The 18,244-nt window shown below is 33.3% G+C and carries 17 protein-coding genes and 1 tRNA gene; 15 read left to right on the plus strand and 3 right to left on the minus strand.

Annotated features, from left to right (window positions below; translation table 11 throughout):
* The first annotated feature begins 98 nt into the window (after positions 1-98).
* Positions 99-401: a hypothetical protein gene (locus AC23MC_RS15340; RefSeq protein ID WP_487570653.1), complete on the plus strand. Its 303-nt coding sequence runs from the start codon at positions 99-101 to the stop codon at positions 399-401.
* 387 nt (positions 402-788) lie between these two features.
* Here the strand turns inward: AC23MC_RS15340 and AC23MC_RS15345 are convergent.
* Positions 789-870: transfer RNA gene (locus tag AC23MC_RS15345), tRNA-Tyr, on the minus strand.
* Between the two features lie 152 nt (positions 871-1,022).
* On the minus strand, positions 1,023-2,156 hold the full coding sequence (locus AC23MC_RS15350; RefSeq protein ID WP_487569226.1) for a redoxin domain-containing protein: 1,134 nt from the start codon (positions 2,154-2,156) through the stop codon (positions 1,023-1,025).
* A gap of 174 nt (positions 2,157-2,330) precedes the next feature.
* Between AC23MC_RS15350 and AC23MC_RS15355 the strand changes: the two genes are divergently transcribed.
* The 12 genes from AC23MC_RS15355 to nadB all read left to right on the plus strand — a co-directional run bounded on the left by AC23MC_RS15355 (position 2,331) and on the right by nadB (position 13,808).
* A complete protein-coding gene (locus tag AC23MC_RS15355) occupies positions 2,331-3,302 on the plus strand; it encodes a Gfo/Idh/MocA family protein (protein ID WP_487569227.1) in 972 nt (323 codons plus the stop codon).
* 140 nt (positions 3,303-3,442) lie between these two features.
* The gene (locus AC23MC_RS15360) at positions 3,443-3,649 is read left to right on the plus strand and encodes a DUF6132 family protein (protein ID WP_487569228.1); all 207 of its coding nucleotides are present in this window, start codon (positions 3,443-3,445) and stop codon (positions 3,647-3,649) included.
* Positions 3,650-3,656: 7 nt separating this feature from the next.
* Complete coding sequence (locus AC23MC_RS15365; RefSeq protein WP_487569229.1) at positions 3,657-4,631, plus strand: c-type heme family protein; 975 nt, start codon at positions 3,657-3,659, stop codon at positions 4,629-4,631.
* Positions 4,628-5,224, plus strand: a complete 597-nt coding sequence (locus tag AC23MC_RS15370; RefSeq protein ID WP_487569230.1) for a class I SAM-dependent methyltransferase — start codon at positions 4,628-4,630, stop codon at positions 5,222-5,224. The genes AC23MC_RS15365 and AC23MC_RS15370 overlap by 4 nt, the downstream gene beginning before the upstream one ends.
* Positions 5,225-5,399: 175 nt before the next feature.
* The gene (locus AC23MC_RS15375) at positions 5,400-5,861 is read left to right on the plus strand and encodes a MamS/MamX family magnetosome protein (protein WP_487569231.1); all 462 of its coding nucleotides are present in this window, start codon (positions 5,400-5,402) and stop codon (positions 5,859-5,861) included.
* A 145-nt stretch (positions 5,862-6,006) separates the two neighbouring features.
* Positions 6,007-7,467 (plus strand): NAD(P)/FAD-dependent oxidoreductase, encoded by a 1,461-nt coding sequence (locus AC23MC_RS15380; protein WP_487569232.1) that lies wholly within the window; start codon positions 6,007-6,009, stop codon positions 7,465-7,467.
* A 396-nt stretch (positions 7,468-7,863) separates the two neighbouring features.
* Positions 7,864-9,981 carry a ribonucleoside triphosphate reductase gene (locus tag AC23MC_RS15385; RefSeq protein WP_487569233.1) on the plus strand — a complete coding sequence of 706 codons (2,118 nt, stop codon included), beginning with the start codon at positions 7,864-7,866 and terminating at the stop codon, positions 9,979-9,981.
* Positions 9,962-10,129, plus strand: coding sequence for an anaerobic ribonucleoside-triphosphate reductase (gene nrdD, locus AC23MC_RS15390; protein WP_256466597.1), 168 nt, complete (start codon positions 9,962-9,964; stop codon positions 10,127-10,129). The genes AC23MC_RS15385 and nrdD overlap by 20 nt, the downstream gene beginning before the upstream one ends.
* A complete protein-coding gene (locus tag AC23MC_RS15395) occupies positions 10,113-10,796 on the plus strand; it encodes an anaerobic ribonucleoside-triphosphate reductase activating protein (protein WP_487569234.1) in 684 nt (227 codons plus the stop codon). The genes nrdD and AC23MC_RS15395 overlap by 17 nt, the downstream gene beginning before the upstream one ends.
* A gap of 85 nt (positions 10,797-10,881) precedes the next feature.
* A complete protein-coding gene (locus AC23MC_RS15400) occupies positions 10,882-11,316 on the plus strand; it encodes an RrF2 family transcriptional regulator (RefSeq protein ID WP_487569235.1) in 435 nt (144 codons plus the stop codon).
* 16 nt (positions 11,317-11,332) lie between these two features.
* On the plus strand, positions 11,333-12,289 hold the full coding sequence (gene nadA, locus AC23MC_RS15405; RefSeq protein WP_487569236.1) for a quinolinate synthase NadA: 957 nt from the start codon (positions 11,333-11,335) through the stop codon (positions 12,287-12,289).
* Between the two features lie 4 nt (positions 12,290-12,293).
* Positions 12,294-13,808, plus strand: coding sequence for an L-aspartate oxidase (gene nadB / locus AC23MC_RS15410; RefSeq protein WP_487569237.1), 1,515 nt, complete (start codon positions 12,294-12,296; stop codon positions 13,806-13,808).
* Between the two features lie 5 nt (positions 13,809-13,813).
* On the opposite strand, the gene AC23MC_RS15415 is transcribed toward nadB, so the two are convergent.
* A complete protein-coding gene (locus AC23MC_RS15415; protein ID WP_487569238.1) occupies positions 13,814-15,598 on the minus strand; it encodes a hypothetical protein in 1,785 nt (594 codons plus the stop codon).
* Between the two features lie 200 nt (positions 15,599-15,798).
* Here AC23MC_RS15415 and AC23MC_RS15420 point away from each other — a divergent pair, with 200 nt between their 5' ends.
* Both AC23MC_RS15420 and AC23MC_RS15425 read left to right on the plus strand, forming a co-directional pair.
* Positions 15,799-17,112: a TolC family protein gene (locus AC23MC_RS15420; protein ID WP_487569239.1), complete on the plus strand. Its 1,314-nt coding sequence runs from the start codon at positions 15,799-15,801 to the stop codon at positions 17,110-17,112.
* Positions 17,113-17,149: 37 nt separating this feature from the next.
* Positions 17,150-18,229, plus strand: a complete 1,080-nt coding sequence (locus AC23MC_RS15425) for an efflux RND transporter periplasmic adaptor subunit (RefSeq protein WP_487569240.1) — start codon at positions 17,150-17,152, stop codon at positions 18,227-18,229.
* Positions 18,230-18,244: the final 15 nt, after the last annotated feature.

The following is an 18,244-nucleotide window of genomic DNA, read 5'->3' on the forward strand; positions in this document are numbered from 1 at the left end:
TAAGCACTTTAAATATACTAACTTTTGCTTTTTTGTACAACTTTTTTAGTGAAATTATATCGAACTCACGTTAATTATAAAATCAATTATTCTTGAATATGAAATCTCTGAATTATCTAACTATTACTAATACAATTAGAGAACTGACCAAAGCGGGAAAAATCGAAATTTCTAATAATCTTTTGAATATTTTAAACAATAACAAATTAAAAAAACCTGAGAAACATAATAAGAAAGATGATTTAAAAACTAGCTTTTTTAAAATAGAACTTGAAGAAAATGTTATCGAAGAAATTATTGATTTGCTTTTAGATCTTGAGTTTGAAAGTCTAACAGAAAACGGAGAGGCTTCTGAACTAACAAATTATTATGTAAATTTAATAAATGATTGGTCAAAATAAAGGATTACCTTCGGTAAGCCAGCAATAGCCCACGGTTTAAACCGTGGGCTTTTTTTGCCAAAAATAAAAACTCCAATACTTATCAATTAATTTTGTGGTAAGGTTTCTTAGTTTTTCAGATGAAATTATCTGCTAGCGACAAAGGATTACCTTCGGTGAGCCTGAGTGGGGGAAACCTTACCCAAAACAAAAATCCCCGACACTTACAAAAGCGAGCTTTATTTTCATTTGAATTTGTGGTAAGGTTTCTTAGTTTTTCAGATGAAATTATGGGCTAGCGACAGAGGATTACCTTCGGTGAGCCTGAGTAGAGGAAACCTTTCCCAAAACAAAAACTCCCAATACTTACAAAAGCGAGCTTTTGACGTATCGGGAGTTTTTGTTTTGTGGGGAGAGCAGGATTCGAACCTGCGAAGATGTAATCAGCGGATTTACAGTCCGCCCTCGTTGGCCGCTTGAGTATCTCCCCCCTGCATTATGCGGTTGCAAATATAGAATTGTTTTTACATTGTGCAAACCTTTTTTTGTTATTATTTTCAATAAATTGATAAGCGTTTGGGAATGAGTGAAATAAAAAAATCCCCAATTTGGGGATTTTTCATTACTTCTATTTTACTAAAATTAAGAACCTAGTAATTCAATTACTTTAGCTTTTAATTCTTCACCTCTTAAATCTCTTGCAACAATTTTTCCTGTAGCATCTAAAATAAATGTTGCAGGAATACTTTGAACATTATATTTTTTTGCTACTGGATCATTCCAATACTTTAAATTAGAAACTTGTGGCCAAGTTAATTTATCAGCCGCAATAGCATCTTGCCATTTTTGAGCATCACCTTCTTTATCCAAAGAAACTCCGATAATGTTTAATCCTTTTTCGTGAAGTTCATTGTATAAAGCTACTACATTTGGATTTTCTTTACGACATGGTCCACACCAAGAAGCCCAAAAATCAATGATTGTTACTTTTCCTAATGATTCTTTTAACGAAACCATTTTTCCTTCCGGATTTGGAGCAGAAAAATCAGGAGCCATTTTTCCTACTTCAGCAGAACTTCTGTTAGAAATTATTTCGCCTACATTTTTACCCGGTTTTGTTTCTTTTACAGATTTATCTAAGTTGTTAAATGTTTTTTCAAGTTTTTCAAAATCTGAATCAGGTTGCATCAACATATTTTGAATCATTAAAACACTGATAAATGCTTTCGGATTATTTTCTGCAAATTTAACATTGTAGTCTTTAAATTCATCATTCAATTTCAAAAAACCATCTCTCAAACTATTCACAGTAACTGTGTCATTTGTTTGCATGGCTGTTTCCATTTTCACTTTATTTTCTGTTCTGTAATCCGCAATTTTTTTCTGAATTACATTTTGTTCTTTGTTATAAACAGCAAATTGCTCATTGTTGAACGTTCCACCAATAACAGATTTGTTGATGCTATCTTTAAAAGCTTTAATGCTAATTTCACCATTTTCTAGAATAAAAGCAATCTTACCTTGAACACTGTCTAATTGAATAAATCGCAATTCAGGTTCTGTTGAAGTTCCTTTAAACTCAAACTTACCGTTTTTGATAATGGCAGTGTCAGTTGGTTTTAATCCCATACCACTTTCATCCAAAGTTTCTAATATAGCAAGTTTTCCATCCGATATTCCGTCGGCAGTTCCGCTAATAACAAATTCATTATCTTCCAATTTATTACAAGCCACAAACAAAGAAGCAGTAATAAGTAAAACAACTATTTTTTTCATTTTATGATTATTAATTTTCGATTGCAAAAGTATTCAAAAAATCAGACTATTGTTATAAGGATTAACTTATTTTTGACTTATTAATGATAATGTCCTACTATTTTTGTAAAGTAGGAGTTTTTGATGAGTTGATATTTTAACTTAACTTGCATAAGTCAATATATTTATAATAAAATGAAATCAATTAAATGGGGAATTATTGGTTGCGGAGATGTAACCGAACGAAAAAGCGGACCTGCATATTCTAAAACAGACGGTTTTGAGCTGTTTGCCGTCATGCGAAGAGATGCAGAAAAAGCAAAAGATTATGCACTTCGACACAACGTTCCGTATTATTTTTCCAATGCAGATGAGTTGATTAATCATCCCGAAATTGATGCAATTTATATTGCTACGCCACCCGACACACATAAATTTTATGCTTTAAAAGTAGCACAAGCCGGAAAAATATGTTGCATCGAAAAACCTATGGCCGTAAATTATCTGGAATGTCAAGAAATTTTAAACGCTTTTGAAGAAAAAGATTTGCCTGTATTTGTGGCTTATTACAGAAGATCGTTGCCACGGTTTAATCAAATTAAGCAATGGGTAGATGAAGGCGAAATTGGTGAAATACGACATATTAGTTGGTATTTAAGTAAAACTCCTTCTCCTATTGATTTAGCCAAAACCTACAATTGGCGAACTGATGCAAAAATTGCTCCCGGCGGCTATTTTGAAGATTTAGCCAGTCACGGACTCGATTTGTTTGCTTATTATTTTGGAGAAATAACTTCAGTTAATGGAATAAGTTTAAACCAACAGAAATTATATTCTGCTAAAGATGCTATTGTTGCCAATTGGCAGCATGAATCGGGTGTCACCGGCTCAGGAACATGGAATTTTGGTAGTTTTGAACGAAAAGATAAAGTTGAAATTATCGGTAGTAAAGGTAAAATTGAGTTTGCTGTTTTTGATGAGGTTCCACTTTTACTTACTAATCAAAGTGGCACAAAAGAAGTGTTTATCGATCATCCTGAAAACATTCAACTTTATCATGTGCAAAATATGAGAGATCATTTAGTAGGTGCTTCAACTCATCCTTCACTCGCAAAATCTGCGGCTCAAACCAATTGGGTGATGGATGAAATTTTAGGTGTAATTTAATTTTTTAAACGAACTTTAAATTATCATTATTCATTTTCTCATCGTAACATTGGTTACACTTCATCACAATTACTTGTAATAACTTTGTAGAAGTTACGAATCAATTTATTAAAATTGATTTCATGTAGTAATTATCACAAATGGAAAATAGCAAGAAAAAAGGATTAATAATCACCGGAATTGGTGTTTTAATCGGAGCAGTAGCCGGATATTTATATTATCATTATGTTGGCTGTCTTTCAGGAACATGTTCTATAACTTCAAAACCGCTAAATAGCACTTTGTATGGCAGTTTACTGGGTGGTTTGCTTTTTAATTTATTTGTAAAAGAGAAAAAAACTAAATAATGATATCATGAAAAAAGTAGGCTATTTTTTATTTTTAATAGTGATTATTTCCTGTCAAAAAAAGGAAGATTTAAAAACTATTGAAAATAATTCAATTACAGAAGTGGATGTGTTAGAAGGTAAAAAATTAATGGAAACCCATTGTTATTTATGTCATAATCCAATTGCAGCAGAAAATCAAGGAAGAATCGCTCCACCAATGGTTGCAATAAAAGCAAGATACATTGATCGAGAGGGTTACAACAGAGATGAATTTATTGAAAATGTTACAGCGTTTGTAACCAATCCCACAGAAGATAAAGCATTGATGTTTGGAGCAGTTAGAAAACATGGATTAATGCCAAAGCAAGCTTTTCCTGCAGGTAGTATTGAAAAAATTGCGGCCTTTATGTTTGATTATCAAATTGAAGAACCCGAATGGTTTAAAGCACATTGGGAAGGCCATGGTAATGAAAATTGGAAACAATCAGGTAAAAAATCCGAAGACATTGAAAATGAAAAAACCTATGCCAACATAGGATTAGAATATGCCTTGGAAACCAAAAAAGTCTTAGGTAAAAATTTAATGGAAGCTATTCAGCAAAAAGGCACTTTAGAAGCGTTGGCATTTTGCAATAGTCAGGCAATTCCTTTAACAGATAGTATGTCAACCAAATATAATGCTTCGATAAAACGTGTTTCAGACAAAAACAGAAATCCAAAAAATATTGCAAATTCAGAGGAATTGCATTACATAGCTCAATTTAAAAAAGAATTAGTTTCAAAGCAAGAAATAAAGCCGGTTGTGATCGAAAAAGATGATAAAATTCAGTTTTATTATTCGATTGAAACTAATACCATGTGTTTGCAATGCCATGGAAAACAAATTAAACTCGAAGTACAACGTCAAATTTTGAAATTATATCCGAATGATTTAGCATTTGGATATAATGAAAACGAAGTGCGTGGTATTTGGAGTATAACTTTTGATAAAAAGAAATGAAAGAATTTTGGAATGAGCGTTACAGCGAACCTAATTTTGCCTACGGTTGTAATCCCAACGATTTTTTAAAGCAGAATTTATTCAAAATTAAAAAAGGAAAATTACTTTTTCCGGCAGAAGGCGAAGGAAGAAATGCTGTTTTTGCCGCTCAAAATGGTTTTGAAGTTGAAGCGTTTGACATTAGCAAATCAGGAAAAGAAAAAGCAGATGCCTTAGCAAAACAATGTAATATAACAATAAATTATCAAGTAGGTACTTTAGAGCAACTTCCTTATTTGGAAAATAGTTTTAACGGAATTATTTTGATTTATGCTCATTTGCCAAGCGAAATAAGGAAAGATTTTCATAAACAATTGATGCATTTAGTAAAACCAGGCGGAATCATTCTTTTTGAAGCATTCGGCAAAGAACAACTGCAATTTACTTCCGGAGGTCCAAAAAATAGTGTGATGCTTTTTTCTGAAGAAGAAGTAAAAGATGAATTTTCAGGTTTAAAATTTGAATTTCTTTCAACTGAAATTATAGATTTAAACGAAGGAAAATATCATCAAGGAAGAGCAAGTGTGGTTCGATTTATAGCTTATAAATTATAAAAAATAGTATATTATTTAGAAGTTTTATTTCATAAATGAATAGAGAATTTACTAAATTTTATTCTTGTAATTTATTGTTAATGAGTTGTTAAGAATGATATTTATCATGTTTAGAACTGTCTTGAAATAGTAATTTTATTAATGTGAATATTCACAAATTTAAATTATTATTATCATGAAAAATTTTAAAATTCAAACATGGGTTTTATTCTTTTTGTTGTTGCCTTTTTTAGGATTGGCTCAACGAGGAAGTGGTGGTTGGTGCACAAATACAAATTATAACAGGCTTTACAATACGGCTACTGTTATCGAGATAAAGGGTAAGGTTGAAAAGGTTGAAAAAATAATTCCAGAAAAAGGAATGTCTACAGGAATTCATTTAACTATGAAAACGGTAAAAAGTGAACTTATTTCTGTGCATCTCGGTCCTGATTGGTTTTTAGATAATCAAGATGTGCATTTTGCAATTGGTGATGCAATTACTGTACATGGTTCAAAAGTTACTTATGAAAACAAACCTGCTATTATTGCTAAAACAATAGAAAAAGGAGATTATATTTTAGAACTAAGAAACGATAAAGGTTTTCCAAAATGGAACGGATGGAGAAAAGGTAAAAATAGAAGAGGGCCAAATTAACAAGTAGATTGTTTTTTTTAAACCGATAATTGAAAGTCTGATCACCGATTTTTAGTTATCGGTTTTTTAAATATTTATTCTATGTAACATTTGTTGCTTTCTATCATCTTGATTCATTTTACTTTAGTATAATATTTCAGAAAAAATGGCAAAAATTGTAGTTTTAGGAGCAGGAATTGCCGGACATACGGCAGCGGCTCATTTACGTAGAAAATTATCAAAACAGCATGAAGTAGTGGTCGTTTCTCCCAATCGAAATTACCAATGGGTGCCTTCCAATATTTGGGTAGGAATTGGCAGAATGAAATCAAAAGAAGTCATTTTTCCGCTCGAACCTCTTTACAAACGAAAAGGAATTGGTTACAAACAAGCCAAAGCCGTCTCTTTTCATCCGGAAGGTGATGCTTCAGAAACAAAACCATTTATTTTAGTAGAAGGAGTCTATGGCGAAAGTCTCGGCAAACAAGAAAAAGTGACTTACGATTACTTAATAAATGCCACCGGACCCAAATTAGCTTTTGAGTTAACCGAAGGCTTACAACCGGCAACCAACAAAGTATATTCTGTTTGCACGTATGATCATGCTGAGCACGCTTCAGAAGCTCTTCATAAACTCATAAATCAATTAAAAAAGTCGGATAAAAAAGCCAAAATTCTAATCGGAACAGGGCATGGAAAAGCAACATGTCAAGGTGCAGCCTTTGAATATATTTTGAATGTAGAAAAAGAATTGCAAAAATTTGGTGTTCGCAATAAAGCAGAAATTACTTGGATTTCCAACGAATATGAATTGGGTGATTTTGGTATGGATGGTATGCTCATGGAGTACAACGGTTTCAATATTAAATCGAAAGATATGATCGAAATGATTTTTGAAGACAGAGGAATCAAATGGATTTTAGGTGCAGCCGTTAACAAAGTGGAAGACGGACTCGTGCATTACGAAAATTTAGAAGGCGAGTTCAAAACAGAAACGTTCGATTTTGCTATGTTGATTCCGTCTTTTTCTGGTCACGGATTTCAAGCTTTTGATAAAGTTGGACAAAATATTACCGAAAAATTATTTCGAGGTTTTATGGTCGTTGATGCAGATTATACCCCAAAACCCTATGAAGAATGGACCGTTCAAGATTGGCCGGAAACTTATCAAAACCCAAGTTATAAAAACATCTTCGCACCCGGAATTGCTTTTGCTCCACCACATTCAATTTCAAAACCAAGAAAAAGTAAAAACGGAACAGAGATTTTTCCATCACCACCAAGAACAGGAATGCCTTCGGGAATTACAGCAAAATTAGTGGCTGATAATATTATCGATTCTATTAAACTAGGTAAAGAATCACTGCACCACAAAGGCTCATTAGGAAATATGGGTGCTGCTTGCATTGCCTCTGCCGGATGTGGATTAACCCAAGGTAGCGGCGTAAGTATAACAACCTATCCAATTGTTCCCGATTATAAAAAATATAGCGAAACAGGCGGTAGAGATATAAAGAAAACATTTGGTGACATAGGTTTGGCCGGACATTGGGTAAAACTTTCACTTCATTACGCCTTTCTTTACAAAGCAAAAATGAAACCTTTTTGGTGGTTGATTCCTGAATAACATTCTAAAAAAAGTTAGTTCCTGATAAAAAAAAAATATTATGCAAAGAATATCAAATTCCCAAAAACGTAAAATGCAAAATCCATTTTTGCAGTTTTTCAAATTCTTCTATTTAAATATTAGAATTTTAAAAATTGTAGCCGGTGGTCATGGCGGTACGCGAACGTAGATTATTTCTTGAGGTTGAAATAATTTTTATTGGTTGAATGGAGGACACTTTTTATAATAAAGTGTCCTTTTTTATTTATCCTCTTTTAAATCAATCGCTTATTCCACTTATCAACAATTTGACTTTTTAATTTGTTGATTTCTTAATTTTTAAACAGGATAAAAAAGTCTTATTTGAATTAAATTTGAACAATCAATCTTCACATTAATTCTTCAAAAACAAGTTGTATGGAAAAATATGTTATCAAAAGAAATGGAATTTTTCGGCCATTTGAATTATTTAAAATTGAACAAGCAATCGAAAAAGCATTCCAAAGTGAATCGCAAATCTTTAATCCGTTAGTGGTAGAAGAAGTGATGAAACAATTAGACACTAAAGAAACATGGGCGGTTGAAGAAATTCAAGATAGTATTGAAAAAGTGCTGTTTAATATGAACTATTTTTCTGTAATGAAATCGTTTATGGTCTATCGGCACACCCGAAAAATGCAACGTGAGCATATTTTGGGGTTAAATGAAGATACGACTTATGTGGATAGCACGCAAACCATAGAAGAATATATTTCGCAAACCGATTGGCGAATTAATGCCAACGCAAACACATCCTATTCAAACGCCGGTTTGGTAAATAACGTAGCAGGGAAAATTATTGCAAACTATTGGCTAGACAAAGTGTATTCTAAAGAAGAAGGTTTTGCACACCGCAATGGCGATTATCACATTCATGATTTAGATTGCTTAACAGGTTATTGTGCGGGTTGGAGTTTGCGGGTTTTGTTAAATGATGGTTTTAATGGTGTTCGCGGAAGAGTAGAAAGCAGACCACCAAATCATTTTCGGGAAGCATTGGGTCAAATGGCTAATTTTTTAGGTATTTTGCAAAGCGAATGGGCAGGAGCACAGGCTTTTAGTTCATTTGATACCTATTTAGCTCCATATGTTTTTAAAGATAATTTGAGTTTTGATGAGGTGCTAAAAGCGGTTCGAAGTTTTGTTTATAATCTTAATGTTCCGGCCCGTTGGGGACAATCGCCATTCACCAACATCACACTCGATTGGGTAGTTCCGGATGATTTAAAAGTGCAAATTCCAACCCGAAATAATGAGCATTTATTTTCAACAATAAAATCGGATGAGTTTTTAAACCGAGCAAAAAGTAGAGGAGTAGAATCGCCATTAGAACTTCGCTATGAGCATTTTCAACCCGAAATGAATCTCATCAACAAAGCCTATTATACGGTTATGACCGAAGGAGATGCCAACGGACAACCTTTTACATTTCCAATTCCAACTGTAAACATTACCGAAGAATTTGATTGGTATGGCGAGAACACCGATATTCTTTTTGAAAATACGGCTAAAATTGGTTCGTCCTATTTTCAGAATTTTATTGGGAGTCAATATATTTATGATGAAAATGGTGAAAAAGTTGAAAACCCAGACGCTTATAAACCCAACGCTGTGAGAAGCATGTGTTGTCGTTTGCAACTCGACTTGCGTGAATTACTCAAACGTGGAAATGGTTTATTTGGCAGTGCCGAAATGACCGGAAGCATTGGCGTAGTAACCATCAATATGGCTCGATTGGGCTATTTATACGCAGAAAATAAAAGTGATCTTTATCGTCAGGTTGATTATTTGATGGAATTGGCGAAATCCACTTTAGAAAAAAAGCGAGTGTTTGTGCAAGACATGTATGATCGAGGATTATATCCGTATACTAAAAGGTATTTGCCTCATTTTAGAAATCATTTTTCAACCATTGGCGTTAATGGAATCAACGAAATGATTCTCAATTTTACGAAAGGGAAAAAAGACATTACCTCCTCATTCGGAATGGAAATGGCGTCTGAAATTTTAGAACACATTCGCAATCGAATGAAAGAATTTCAAGAAGAAACCGGAAATTTATACAATTTGGAAGCTACTCCGGCAGAAGGAACAACGTATCGTTTTGCAAAAGAAGACAAAAAACGTTATGATGATATTATTCAAGCAGGTGAGGGCGAAAATATTTACTATACCAACAGTTCTCAAATTCCAGTAGATTTTACCGAAGATCCTTTTGAGGCTTTATTAATGCAAGACCAATTGCAATGCAAATATACAGGCGGAACGGTTTTACATTTATATATGAATGAAAAAATAAGTACACCAGAAGCTTGCAGAAATTTTGTGAAAAAAGTAATAACCAATTTCAAATTACCCTACATTACAGTAACTCCGGTTTTTAGTGTTTGCCCTGTTCATGGTTATTTAAACGGTGAACATGAATATTGTCCAAAATGTGATGAACAACTTATAGAAAAATTAAAATTAGAAAAACATGAAAACACAAACAATTAATTCCACTTTAGAACAACACAATGATTTGCGAACCAAATGCTTAGTGTATACGCGAGTAATGGGCTATCATCGTCCTGTCGAAAGTTTCAATATCGGGAAAAAAGGAGAACACAAACAACGAACTCATTTTAATGAATGCAAATGCTAAAAAAATAATTCACAGCATAACACCTTTCACGTTATTGGACTATCCGGATAAAACAGCCTGTATTCTATGGTTTGCCGGTTGCAACATGAAATGTAGTTATTGCTATAATCCGGAAATTGTTTTCGGGAAAGCTGTATTTTCCATTCCCGAAACATTGGATTTTTTAGCCAAACGAAAAAAATTATTAGATGCCGTTGTTTTTAGTGGTGGCGAATGTTTGTTGCACAAAGAATCGCTCGATTTATTACGAGCCATTAAAGCAATGGGTTTTTTGGTAAAAGTTGACACAAATGGAAGCATGCCTCATCGATTAAATGAAGCTTTAAAACTCAATTTTATTGATTATATCGCTCTTGATTTTAAAGCTACCAAACAGAAAACAAAAGCAATAACCAAAGCCAATTTTTATCACCATTTTTTTGAATGTTTATCTCTAATTCAAAAGAATTCAGTCCCTTATGAAGTGCGAACAACTATTCATTCCGATTTGTTATTGGAAAATGATATAGCAGAAATGATTCATATTTTAGAAAATAACGGGTACAAGGGAAGCTATTTTTTGCAACATTTTAGAAACAATTCTATCACCTTGGCACCACTTCAGTATTCAAGTTCAATTGATTATAAACATTTATCTACTGCAAAAATTAAGGTTTGTATGCGTTAACATGATTAAAATCATACTATGCAACGTGAGTTGTTTATAAATTTGCTTAAGAATTGTAGAAATATCGTTATTTTTGAAATAAAAAATGCTGTCTAAAACTTGTGAATATGCCGTTCGGGCAACCATTATTATTGCGGCGGAAACCCAACAAGGCAACCGAATCAGTTTGCGAGAAATTGCTCGAAAAATTGATTCTCCGGAATCGTTTACAGCTAAAATCCTTCAAAAATTAGCCAAAAATCAATTGGTAGATTCCAGTAAAGGAAACGGCGGTGGATTTTATGTTCCTCGTGAAAAGCTCACAAAAATAAAGTTAGGCGATATTGTTTTAGCAATAGACGGCGATGCGGTTTACAAGCGTTGTAGTTTGGGGTTAAATGATTGTTCTGAAGTAAAACCTTGTCCTTTTCATCATCAATATAAACCTATTAGAGAACAATTGAAACTAGCTTTAGATAGCACTTCATTAGCCAATTTAATTGATGGATTAGATACGAAAGAAACTTTTTTAAGAATTTAAAAAAAATTGATTTTTAATGAGACAAATAAGTCCGATTATAATTGACAAAAAAATACTACTTCTACAAAAAATAATCAAGCTAAAAAAACAAAAAAAAGCTGTGATTTTAGCACATTATTATCAGTTACCTGAAATTCAAGAAATAGCAGATTTTGTTGGAGATAGTTTAGAACTTTCGCGAAAAGCAGCAGAAACAGAAGCTGAAATTATTGTGTTTGCCGGTGTTTATTTTATGGCAGAAACAGCAAAGATTTTAAATTTTAATAAAAAAGTTTTAGTTCCTGACGTAAATGCCGGTTGTTCACTAGCAGATGGGTGTCCGCCGGATAAATTTCGAGAATTTTTAAAGGATTATCCAAATCATAAAGTGGTTACATACATTAATTGTTCTGCCGAAATAAAGACCATGAGCGATTATGTTTGCACATCTTCAAATGCAGTTAAAGTAATTAATTCTATTCCAAAAGAAGATAAAATTGTGTTTGCACCAGATAAAAATCTTGGCAATTATCTTATCAAAGAAACAGGAAGAGACATGGTTTTATGGAATGGTTCCTGCGTGGTTCACGAAGCTTTTTCGCTAGAAAAATTGATCGATTTATATCAAAAAAATCCTGATGCAGTGATTGTCGCTCACCCTGAATCGGAAACTCATATTTTAAAAACGGCTCACTATATTGGTTCTACTTCAGGAATGATTAATTATATTAAATCTTCACCGGAAATAAAATTTATTATAGCTACTGAAAACGGAATTCTGCACAAAATGCAACAAGAAGTTCCTCGCAAAACATTAATTCCTGCACCATCAAAAGAAGATAATTCCTGTGCTTGCAGCGAATGTGCTTTTATGAAAATGAATACGTTAGAAAAAATTTATAATTGTTTGCTTAATGAATTTCCGGAAGTAAAATTAGATAGTAATTTGGTTAACAAAGCTCGAATTCCCATAGAAAAAATGCTTCAATGCTAAGGTTATGAAAAAAAGTGATGTAATTATCGTTGGTACCGGTATAGCCGGACTTTCATTGGCTCTTCATTTAATTGAAAAAAATAAGGCTCTAAAAATTGTTTTATTGGCCAAAGGTGATCCGTGTGCCACCAATACTTCATTAGCACAAGGCGGATTAGCAGTAGTTTGTGATCGACTAATCGATAGTTATGAAGAGCATATTCAAGACACATTAGCAGCAGGTCAAGGAAAATGTAATCCGGAAATTGTTGAAATGGTCATAAAACAAGCTCCGCAACGACTTCAAGAACTCATTAAATGGGGAGCAGAATTTGATGCAGACCGCAAAGGAAAATTAGATTTAGCGTTAGAAGGTGGGCATAGTCATCAACGAGTGGTTCATTATAAAGACAAAACGGGTTGGCATATTCAGGAAGTTTTGTGGAATAAAATCAAATCTCATCCTTCTATAGAAATCATAGATAATGCGTTGGCGGTGGATATTATCAAAGAGAATATTTATAATACAGAAAGAGCAGTAGGACTCACTTTTTTCGATAGAAACAACCAATTTTCGGCAGTTTATGCTCCGCATATTGTTTTGGCAACAGGTGGTTCGGGACACATTTTTAACTATACTTCCAACCCTGAAAATGCTACAGGAGACGGAGTTGCAATGGCACTAAGAGCAGGAGTTTCTGTAAAAGATATGCAATATGTTCAATTTCATCCTACAGCTTTATTTGAAAAAAAGAATGGCAATTTGTTTCTTATTTCCGAAGCTTTACGAGGATTTGGTGCTCATGTGGTTAACTATAAAGAAGAAAGATTTTTATACCACTATGATGCCAGAGGAGAATTGGCTACGCGAGATATTGTCTCCAAAGCAATTGCAACAGAAATGATTGTTTCAAACGAAGAAAATGTGTTTTTAGATCTTCGTCATTTGGAAAATAAAGGTTTTGAAAAGCGTTTTCCAACCATTTATTCTCATCTTAAAGAAAAGAATTTTGATTATAAAACCGATTTAATTCCGATTGTACCGGCAGCACATTATCAATGTGGCGGAATTGAAGTGAACGATAATGGGCAAACTTCACTCAAAAATCTATATGCTTTAGGCGAATGTTCTTGCACAGGATTGCATGGTGCTAATCGTTTGGCTTCTAATTCATTAATAGAAGCATTGGTTTTTTCTCACAATGTAGCCGAAGTTATTGCTCATGACGAAAACAATGATGTTTTGTATTATGAACATTCACATAACCATAAACCGGAATTTATTGCACCCGCTATATTAAAAGATTTTAATCTACAAGTTAAAAACTGGATGACTTTTAGTTTGCTTACCAATTCTTATGAAAGCAAGCAAATTGTTTTATCAAATCTACATAAAATTCATTCTGATTTAATGGAATGTTTAGGCTACTACAACCGCTGCAAAGAATGTTGTGAGCTCGAAAATATGTTGGATGTTGCCATGCTGATTTTAGAACATTCTTGTCAATATCAAAGCATTGAATATGAACAATTTGCTTGATTTTACTAAGATTTTAAATCATTTTCAATCTCGTTTAATTGTATATTGATTTTATTTTTTAAGAGATTAAAATAATTTGAATTATCAAATAGGGTTTTGTAATAAGCTATTCCTTCCAACAAATTCATTTTAAATTGATTTATTTTTTTGAGTTGTTGAGCAGAAGCTTCTTCCAAAACATTGATTTCCTTTTTAAAATAATCTACATATAACGAAAGTTCTTTGATGAAAAAGTGTGGCCGGTTTGCAGTTGCTAATTCGTTAGTTTTTCCATAAATATGTTGCATCATTTGAAATAAAGACACTTCCTTGTCAAAATAGGCTAAGTTTGGCCCCGGACAAATCACAACGCCTTGCGACTGACCTTTAATTGGTATTCCTAAATCTAAATAACCGGCATTGGCCAAACCAACACAAAGACAGGATTTTTCAGTAATTTGGTTGAATTCTTTTTGAAATTGCTCTACAGAAATTTCATTTTTACGTTTATTCAATTCATCTAATTTGATATCCTGGTATTTTTTAGAAGCAGTACAACTTCCGGTTGGATCATATTCTTTACTCAAGGCCAAAAACTTTTTAGGACATGAACTTCCTGCTTTTTCTGCAATGATTCTTTGTGTTTTAAAAAAGTCGTTTGTTGTTCCTTTCAAAGTGTTAAAAGGAACACCTAAAGGCGAAATGTTACTTAAATAGAAATCAGATTCTTCGGCATTTGCCAATAAATCACGCGTTTCCTGATCTACAGAAGTAGCTTCGGGAACCAATAAAAAAGGCGAACCCCAACCAACGGAATCTACTTGATAATAATCCAGCAAAAATTGATGTTCTTCGCCTGTTCCAACGCCTCCTTGAACCGTAATTTTTAATGGCAGTGGTCTTTCCGGTACTACTTTTTCCTTTGCCAAGAGAGCTTTATTGAGCAAATCGGAGGTTGACTGAATTAATTCTAATTTTTTTTGTTTGAATTCTTCCAAAATCGGACCCAGCAAAAATCCATCCGTTGCAAAAGCATGTCCGCCACAATTCAACCCGGATTCTATTCGATATTCAGAAACCCAAATTCCTTTTTTTGCTAACAAATTTCCTTGAATTAAAGCTGAACGATAATCACTTACTTTTAAAACAATTTTCTTTTTCAGTTTTCCTTCCAACGATGGAAAAAATACATCAAACTGTTCCATATAGCTAAATAATCTCGGATTCATTCCGGCAGAAAGAACAAGAGAAGATTCAACAGAGCTGTTGGCAAATCCTCTCAAAGCAGCATGAGCATCGTTAAATTCAAGCGGCAATTGTTCCTTTCCATCATAATTATCTTTATCCAATTTGGTCATTATATTTACGTCGATTTTTCCGTGAAATAAATTTTTTTCTAAAAAGTTTTTCAGCTGTGTTGGACAAGAAATTCCTTCAGATAAAAAAGTATCTAATTTGTTTTTTAATGCAGATTTGCTTGGTAACATTGCAATAAAATGTTCTAAACTAGTTTTGCTTTGAGCTAATTCTGTTTTGTAATGTTCAAATTTTTCTTTCACAATAACATCTACCAAATTCAAATAGGATGTAATTCGTTTGGCACGGTAATCATGCATTTTTTTCGAAATCTCTTGATAAGGAATTTGAAATTTTTCTGCATAAAAGGCATTCATTTTTTCAATTAATTCATCATCTGCTATAGAAATAACGGAATCAATTCCGTATTGAGCCACACGAATTGGACTATCAATAGTAAAGGCTAATCCCATTACCGGAATGTGAAATGTATGTGTTGGAGATTGCGTTGTCATTAAATTGTGGTTTTTAATATAAAGTCACAAAGATGCTTTTTGTAAAAAGAGTAGAATATGATTTTAATCATGTTTATCAGTTTTTAACAAAAATTAAAATTATCATGCTTGCTAATGTAACAAAAGTTACACAGTAACAAATGTTACTGCACACCCGTTTTTGTCGACTTAATTTTGCGTCATAAATAAGAAATAATTCTATGAAACAATTAAAAAATAGTCTAACAATTGGGGTGATGCTGCTTGCTTTATCCGCATTTGGTCAAGATACTTTACAACTATCCAAAACCGATTTATCAACCAAATTGACAGAACAAAACTTGCAACTCAAAATTTCAAATCAAACGTTTGAATCGGCTCGTTCGGATTACCGTCAATCGAATGCACTTTTTTTGCCGAGTATTTCTGCTTCTCATACGGCAATTTCTACCAATAATCCATTGATGGCTTTTGGCTCAAAATTAAACCAAGAGATTTTAACGCAAGCCGATTTTAATCCGGCTTTGTTGAATGATCCAAGTCAAGTGCAGAATTATGCAACCAAAATTGAAGTACTTCAACCTATTTTTAATGCCGATGGTATATTTGAAAGAAAAGCCGCAAAGTCAAAAATGGAAGCCTATCAATTGCAAACCGAACGCACCAAAGAATATTTAGAATTGGAAGTTAACAAAGCATTTATGCAACTTCAATTAGCGTATAAAGCAGTTGAGGTTTTAGAAAAAGCGAATTCTACTTCACAAGCCAATTTGAATTTGGTCAACAATTATTTCAGACAAGGAATGCTTCAAAAAACAGATTTATTAGATGTACAAGTGCGTGTGAATGAAATTGCCAATCAATTAGCCTATGCTAAAAGTAATGTGCGAAATGCATCCGATTATTTAGCTTTTTTGTTGAATGAAGATACTAAAGGAGGCATTTATAAACCAGTTGAAAATTTAGAAAGTGAAATCAATCCTTTATTGCAAACTGCTGAATTATCAACATCAAGAAAAGATTTTTTAGCGATGGAAAAATCTACGGAAGCTTATAAAAATATGATGACTTCTGGCAGAATGAGTTTTTTACCACGATTAAATGCTTTTGGAACGTATGAATTATACGACACCGAAATCTTTCAATTTGGAGCAAACGGATACACAGTCGGAGCACAGTTGTCTTGGAATTTATTTGACGGTTACAAATCCATCGGAAAATTTGAAAAGTCAAAAGTTGAATTTCAAAAAGCAACAACCGAAGCCGAACAATACAAAAAACAAAGTCAATTAGAACTCAATAAAACCAACCGCCAATTGGCTGATGCTCAAAACAAAGTAGCACTTTCCAAAATGGCATTTGAACAAACACAAGAAAGTTTCAGAATTCGTCAAAATCGTTTTGGTCAAGGTTTAGAAAAAACTTCCGATTTATTGATGACAGAAACACAAACGGCTCAAAAGGAATTGGAATACTTACAAGCGGTTTTTGAATACAATTTCACCAAAATGTATCTGGAATTTTTAACTAAATAATAGCATTCAATAAATCAATATACTAAATCAAAATCTTATGAATATCAAAATAAAATCTCTACTTATTTTTTCAGCAATCATCTTATTTTCCTGCGGAAGCGACCAAAATGAAGTCAAAACATTACCTGCCATTGCAGTAAAAGTAAATGGTTTAGTTGAAAATACATCCAGTCCATTTGTAACAGCAAGCGGTAAAATTGAAGCCGAAAACAGTGCCAATGTCAGCACTCGAATGATGGGTTATGTGACCAAAGTTCATGTGAAAGTAGGACAAAAAGTAGGTGCAGGTCAATTATTAGTAAGCATTAATAATACCGATTTACAAGCCAAAAAAGCACAAGTGGATGCTTCTATTTTACAAGCAACTGCGGGTTATAACAATGCCAAAAAAGATTACGATCGTTTTGTAAACTTGTTTGCTCAACAAAGTGCTTCTCAAAAAGAATTAGATGACATGACCGCTCGTTTTGAAATGGCAAAAGCCGGTTTAGAAGGTGCCAAACAAATGCGTAATGAAGTCATGGCTCAATTTAATTATGCCAACATTACAGCTCCTTTTAGCGGAATTGTAACCAATACATTCATCAAAGAAGGAGACATGGCCAATCCGGGAATGCCGTTAGTGAGTGTGGAAGGTTCCGGAAAATTACAAGTCACTGCCATGGTTTCTGAAACGGATATTTCTAAAATAAAACAAGGAATGTCGGTTTCCATTATCATCAAATCAATGAATAAAAAAGTGGCAGGAAAAGTGTCGGAAGTGAGTTTATCAGCCAAAAACACCGGCGGACAATATTTAGTGAAAGTCAATTTAGATGAAATGGATAAAACCATTCTTTCCGGAATGTTTGTCAACGTGCAATTTCCAATTGAAAAAGTAGAGAATACAAATGAAGCTTCAGAACAAGTTTTAGTTCCCGAATCGGCATTAGTAAAACAAGGTCAGCTTACCGGAATTTATACAGTTGCCAACAATACAGCCATTTTGAGATGGTTACGCATCGGAAAAACCTACGGCGACAAAGTAGAAATACTTTCCGGATTATCTTCCAAAGAACCCTATATCGTTTCAGCAGAAGGGAAATTATTCAACGGAGCAAAAGTGAGTGTTCAGTAAATAGAAAACAGTTTT

The organism is Flavobacterium sp. T50_26 (genome assembly GCF_057652995.1).

Bases quoted from the DNA above. Each gene is read 5' to 3' on its own strand.
- AC23MC_RS15350 (WP_487569226.1), bottom strand. From the start codon at position 2,156: ATGAAAAAAATAGTTGTTTTACTTATTACTGCTTCTTTGTTTGTGGCT.
- AC23MC_RS15375 (WP_487569231.1), top strand. From the start codon at position 5,400: ATGAAAAATTTTAAAATTCAAACATGGGTTTTATTCTTTTTGTTGTTG.
- AC23MC_RS15425 (WP_487569240.1), top strand. From the start codon at position 17,150: ATGAATATCAAAATAAAATCTCTACTTATTTTTTCAGCAATCATCTTA.
- AC23MC_RS15400 (WP_487569235.1), top strand. From the start codon at position 10,882: ATGCTGTCTAAAACTTGTGAATATGCCGTTCGGGCAACCATTATTATT.
- AC23MC_RS15360 (WP_487569228.1), top strand. From the start codon at position 3,443: ATGGAAAATAGCAAGAAAAAAGGATTAATAATCACCGGAATTGGTGTT.
- AC23MC_RS15415 (WP_487569238.1), bottom strand. From the start codon at position 15,598: ATGACAACGCAATCTCCAACACATACATTTCACATTCCGGTAATGGGA.
- AC23MC_RS15395 (WP_487569234.1), top strand. From the start codon at position 10,113: ATGAATGCAAATGCTAAAAAAATAATTCACAGCATAACACCTTTCACG.
- AC23MC_RS15340 (WP_487570653.1), top strand. From the start codon at position 99: ATGAAATCTCTGAATTATCTAACTATTACTAATACAATTAGAGAACTG.
- nrdD (WP_256466597.1), top strand. From the start codon at position 9,962: ATGAAAACACAAACAATTAATTCCACTTTAGAACAACACAATGATTTG.
- AC23MC_RS15355 (WP_487569227.1), top strand. From the start codon at position 2,331: ATGAAATCAATTAAATGGGGAATTATTGGTTGCGGAGATGTAACCGAA.
- AC23MC_RS15380 (WP_487569232.1), top strand. From the start codon at position 6,007: ATGGCAAAAATTGTAGTTTTAGGAGCAGGAATTGCCGGACATACGGCA.
- AC23MC_RS15420 (WP_487569239.1), top strand. From the start codon at position 15,799: ATGAAACAATTAAAAAATAGTCTAACAATTGGGGTGATGCTGCTTGCT.
- AC23MC_RS15385 (WP_487569233.1), top strand. From the start codon at position 7,864: ATGGAAAAATATGTTATCAAAAGAAATGGAATTTTTCGGCCATTTGAA.
- nadB (WP_487569237.1), top strand. From the start codon at position 12,294: ATGAAAAAAAGTGATGTAATTATCGTTGGTACCGGTATAGCCGGACTT.
- AC23MC_RS15365 (WP_487569229.1), top strand. From the start codon at position 3,657: ATGAAAAAAGTAGGCTATTTTTTATTTTTAATAGTGATTATTTCCTGT.
- AC23MC_RS15370 (WP_487569230.1), top strand. From the start codon at position 4,628: ATGAAAGAATTTTGGAATGAGCGTTACAGCGAACCTAATTTTGCCTAC.
- nadA (WP_487569236.1), top strand. From the start codon at position 11,333: ATGAGACAAATAAGTCCGATTATAATTGACAAAAAAATACTACTTCTA.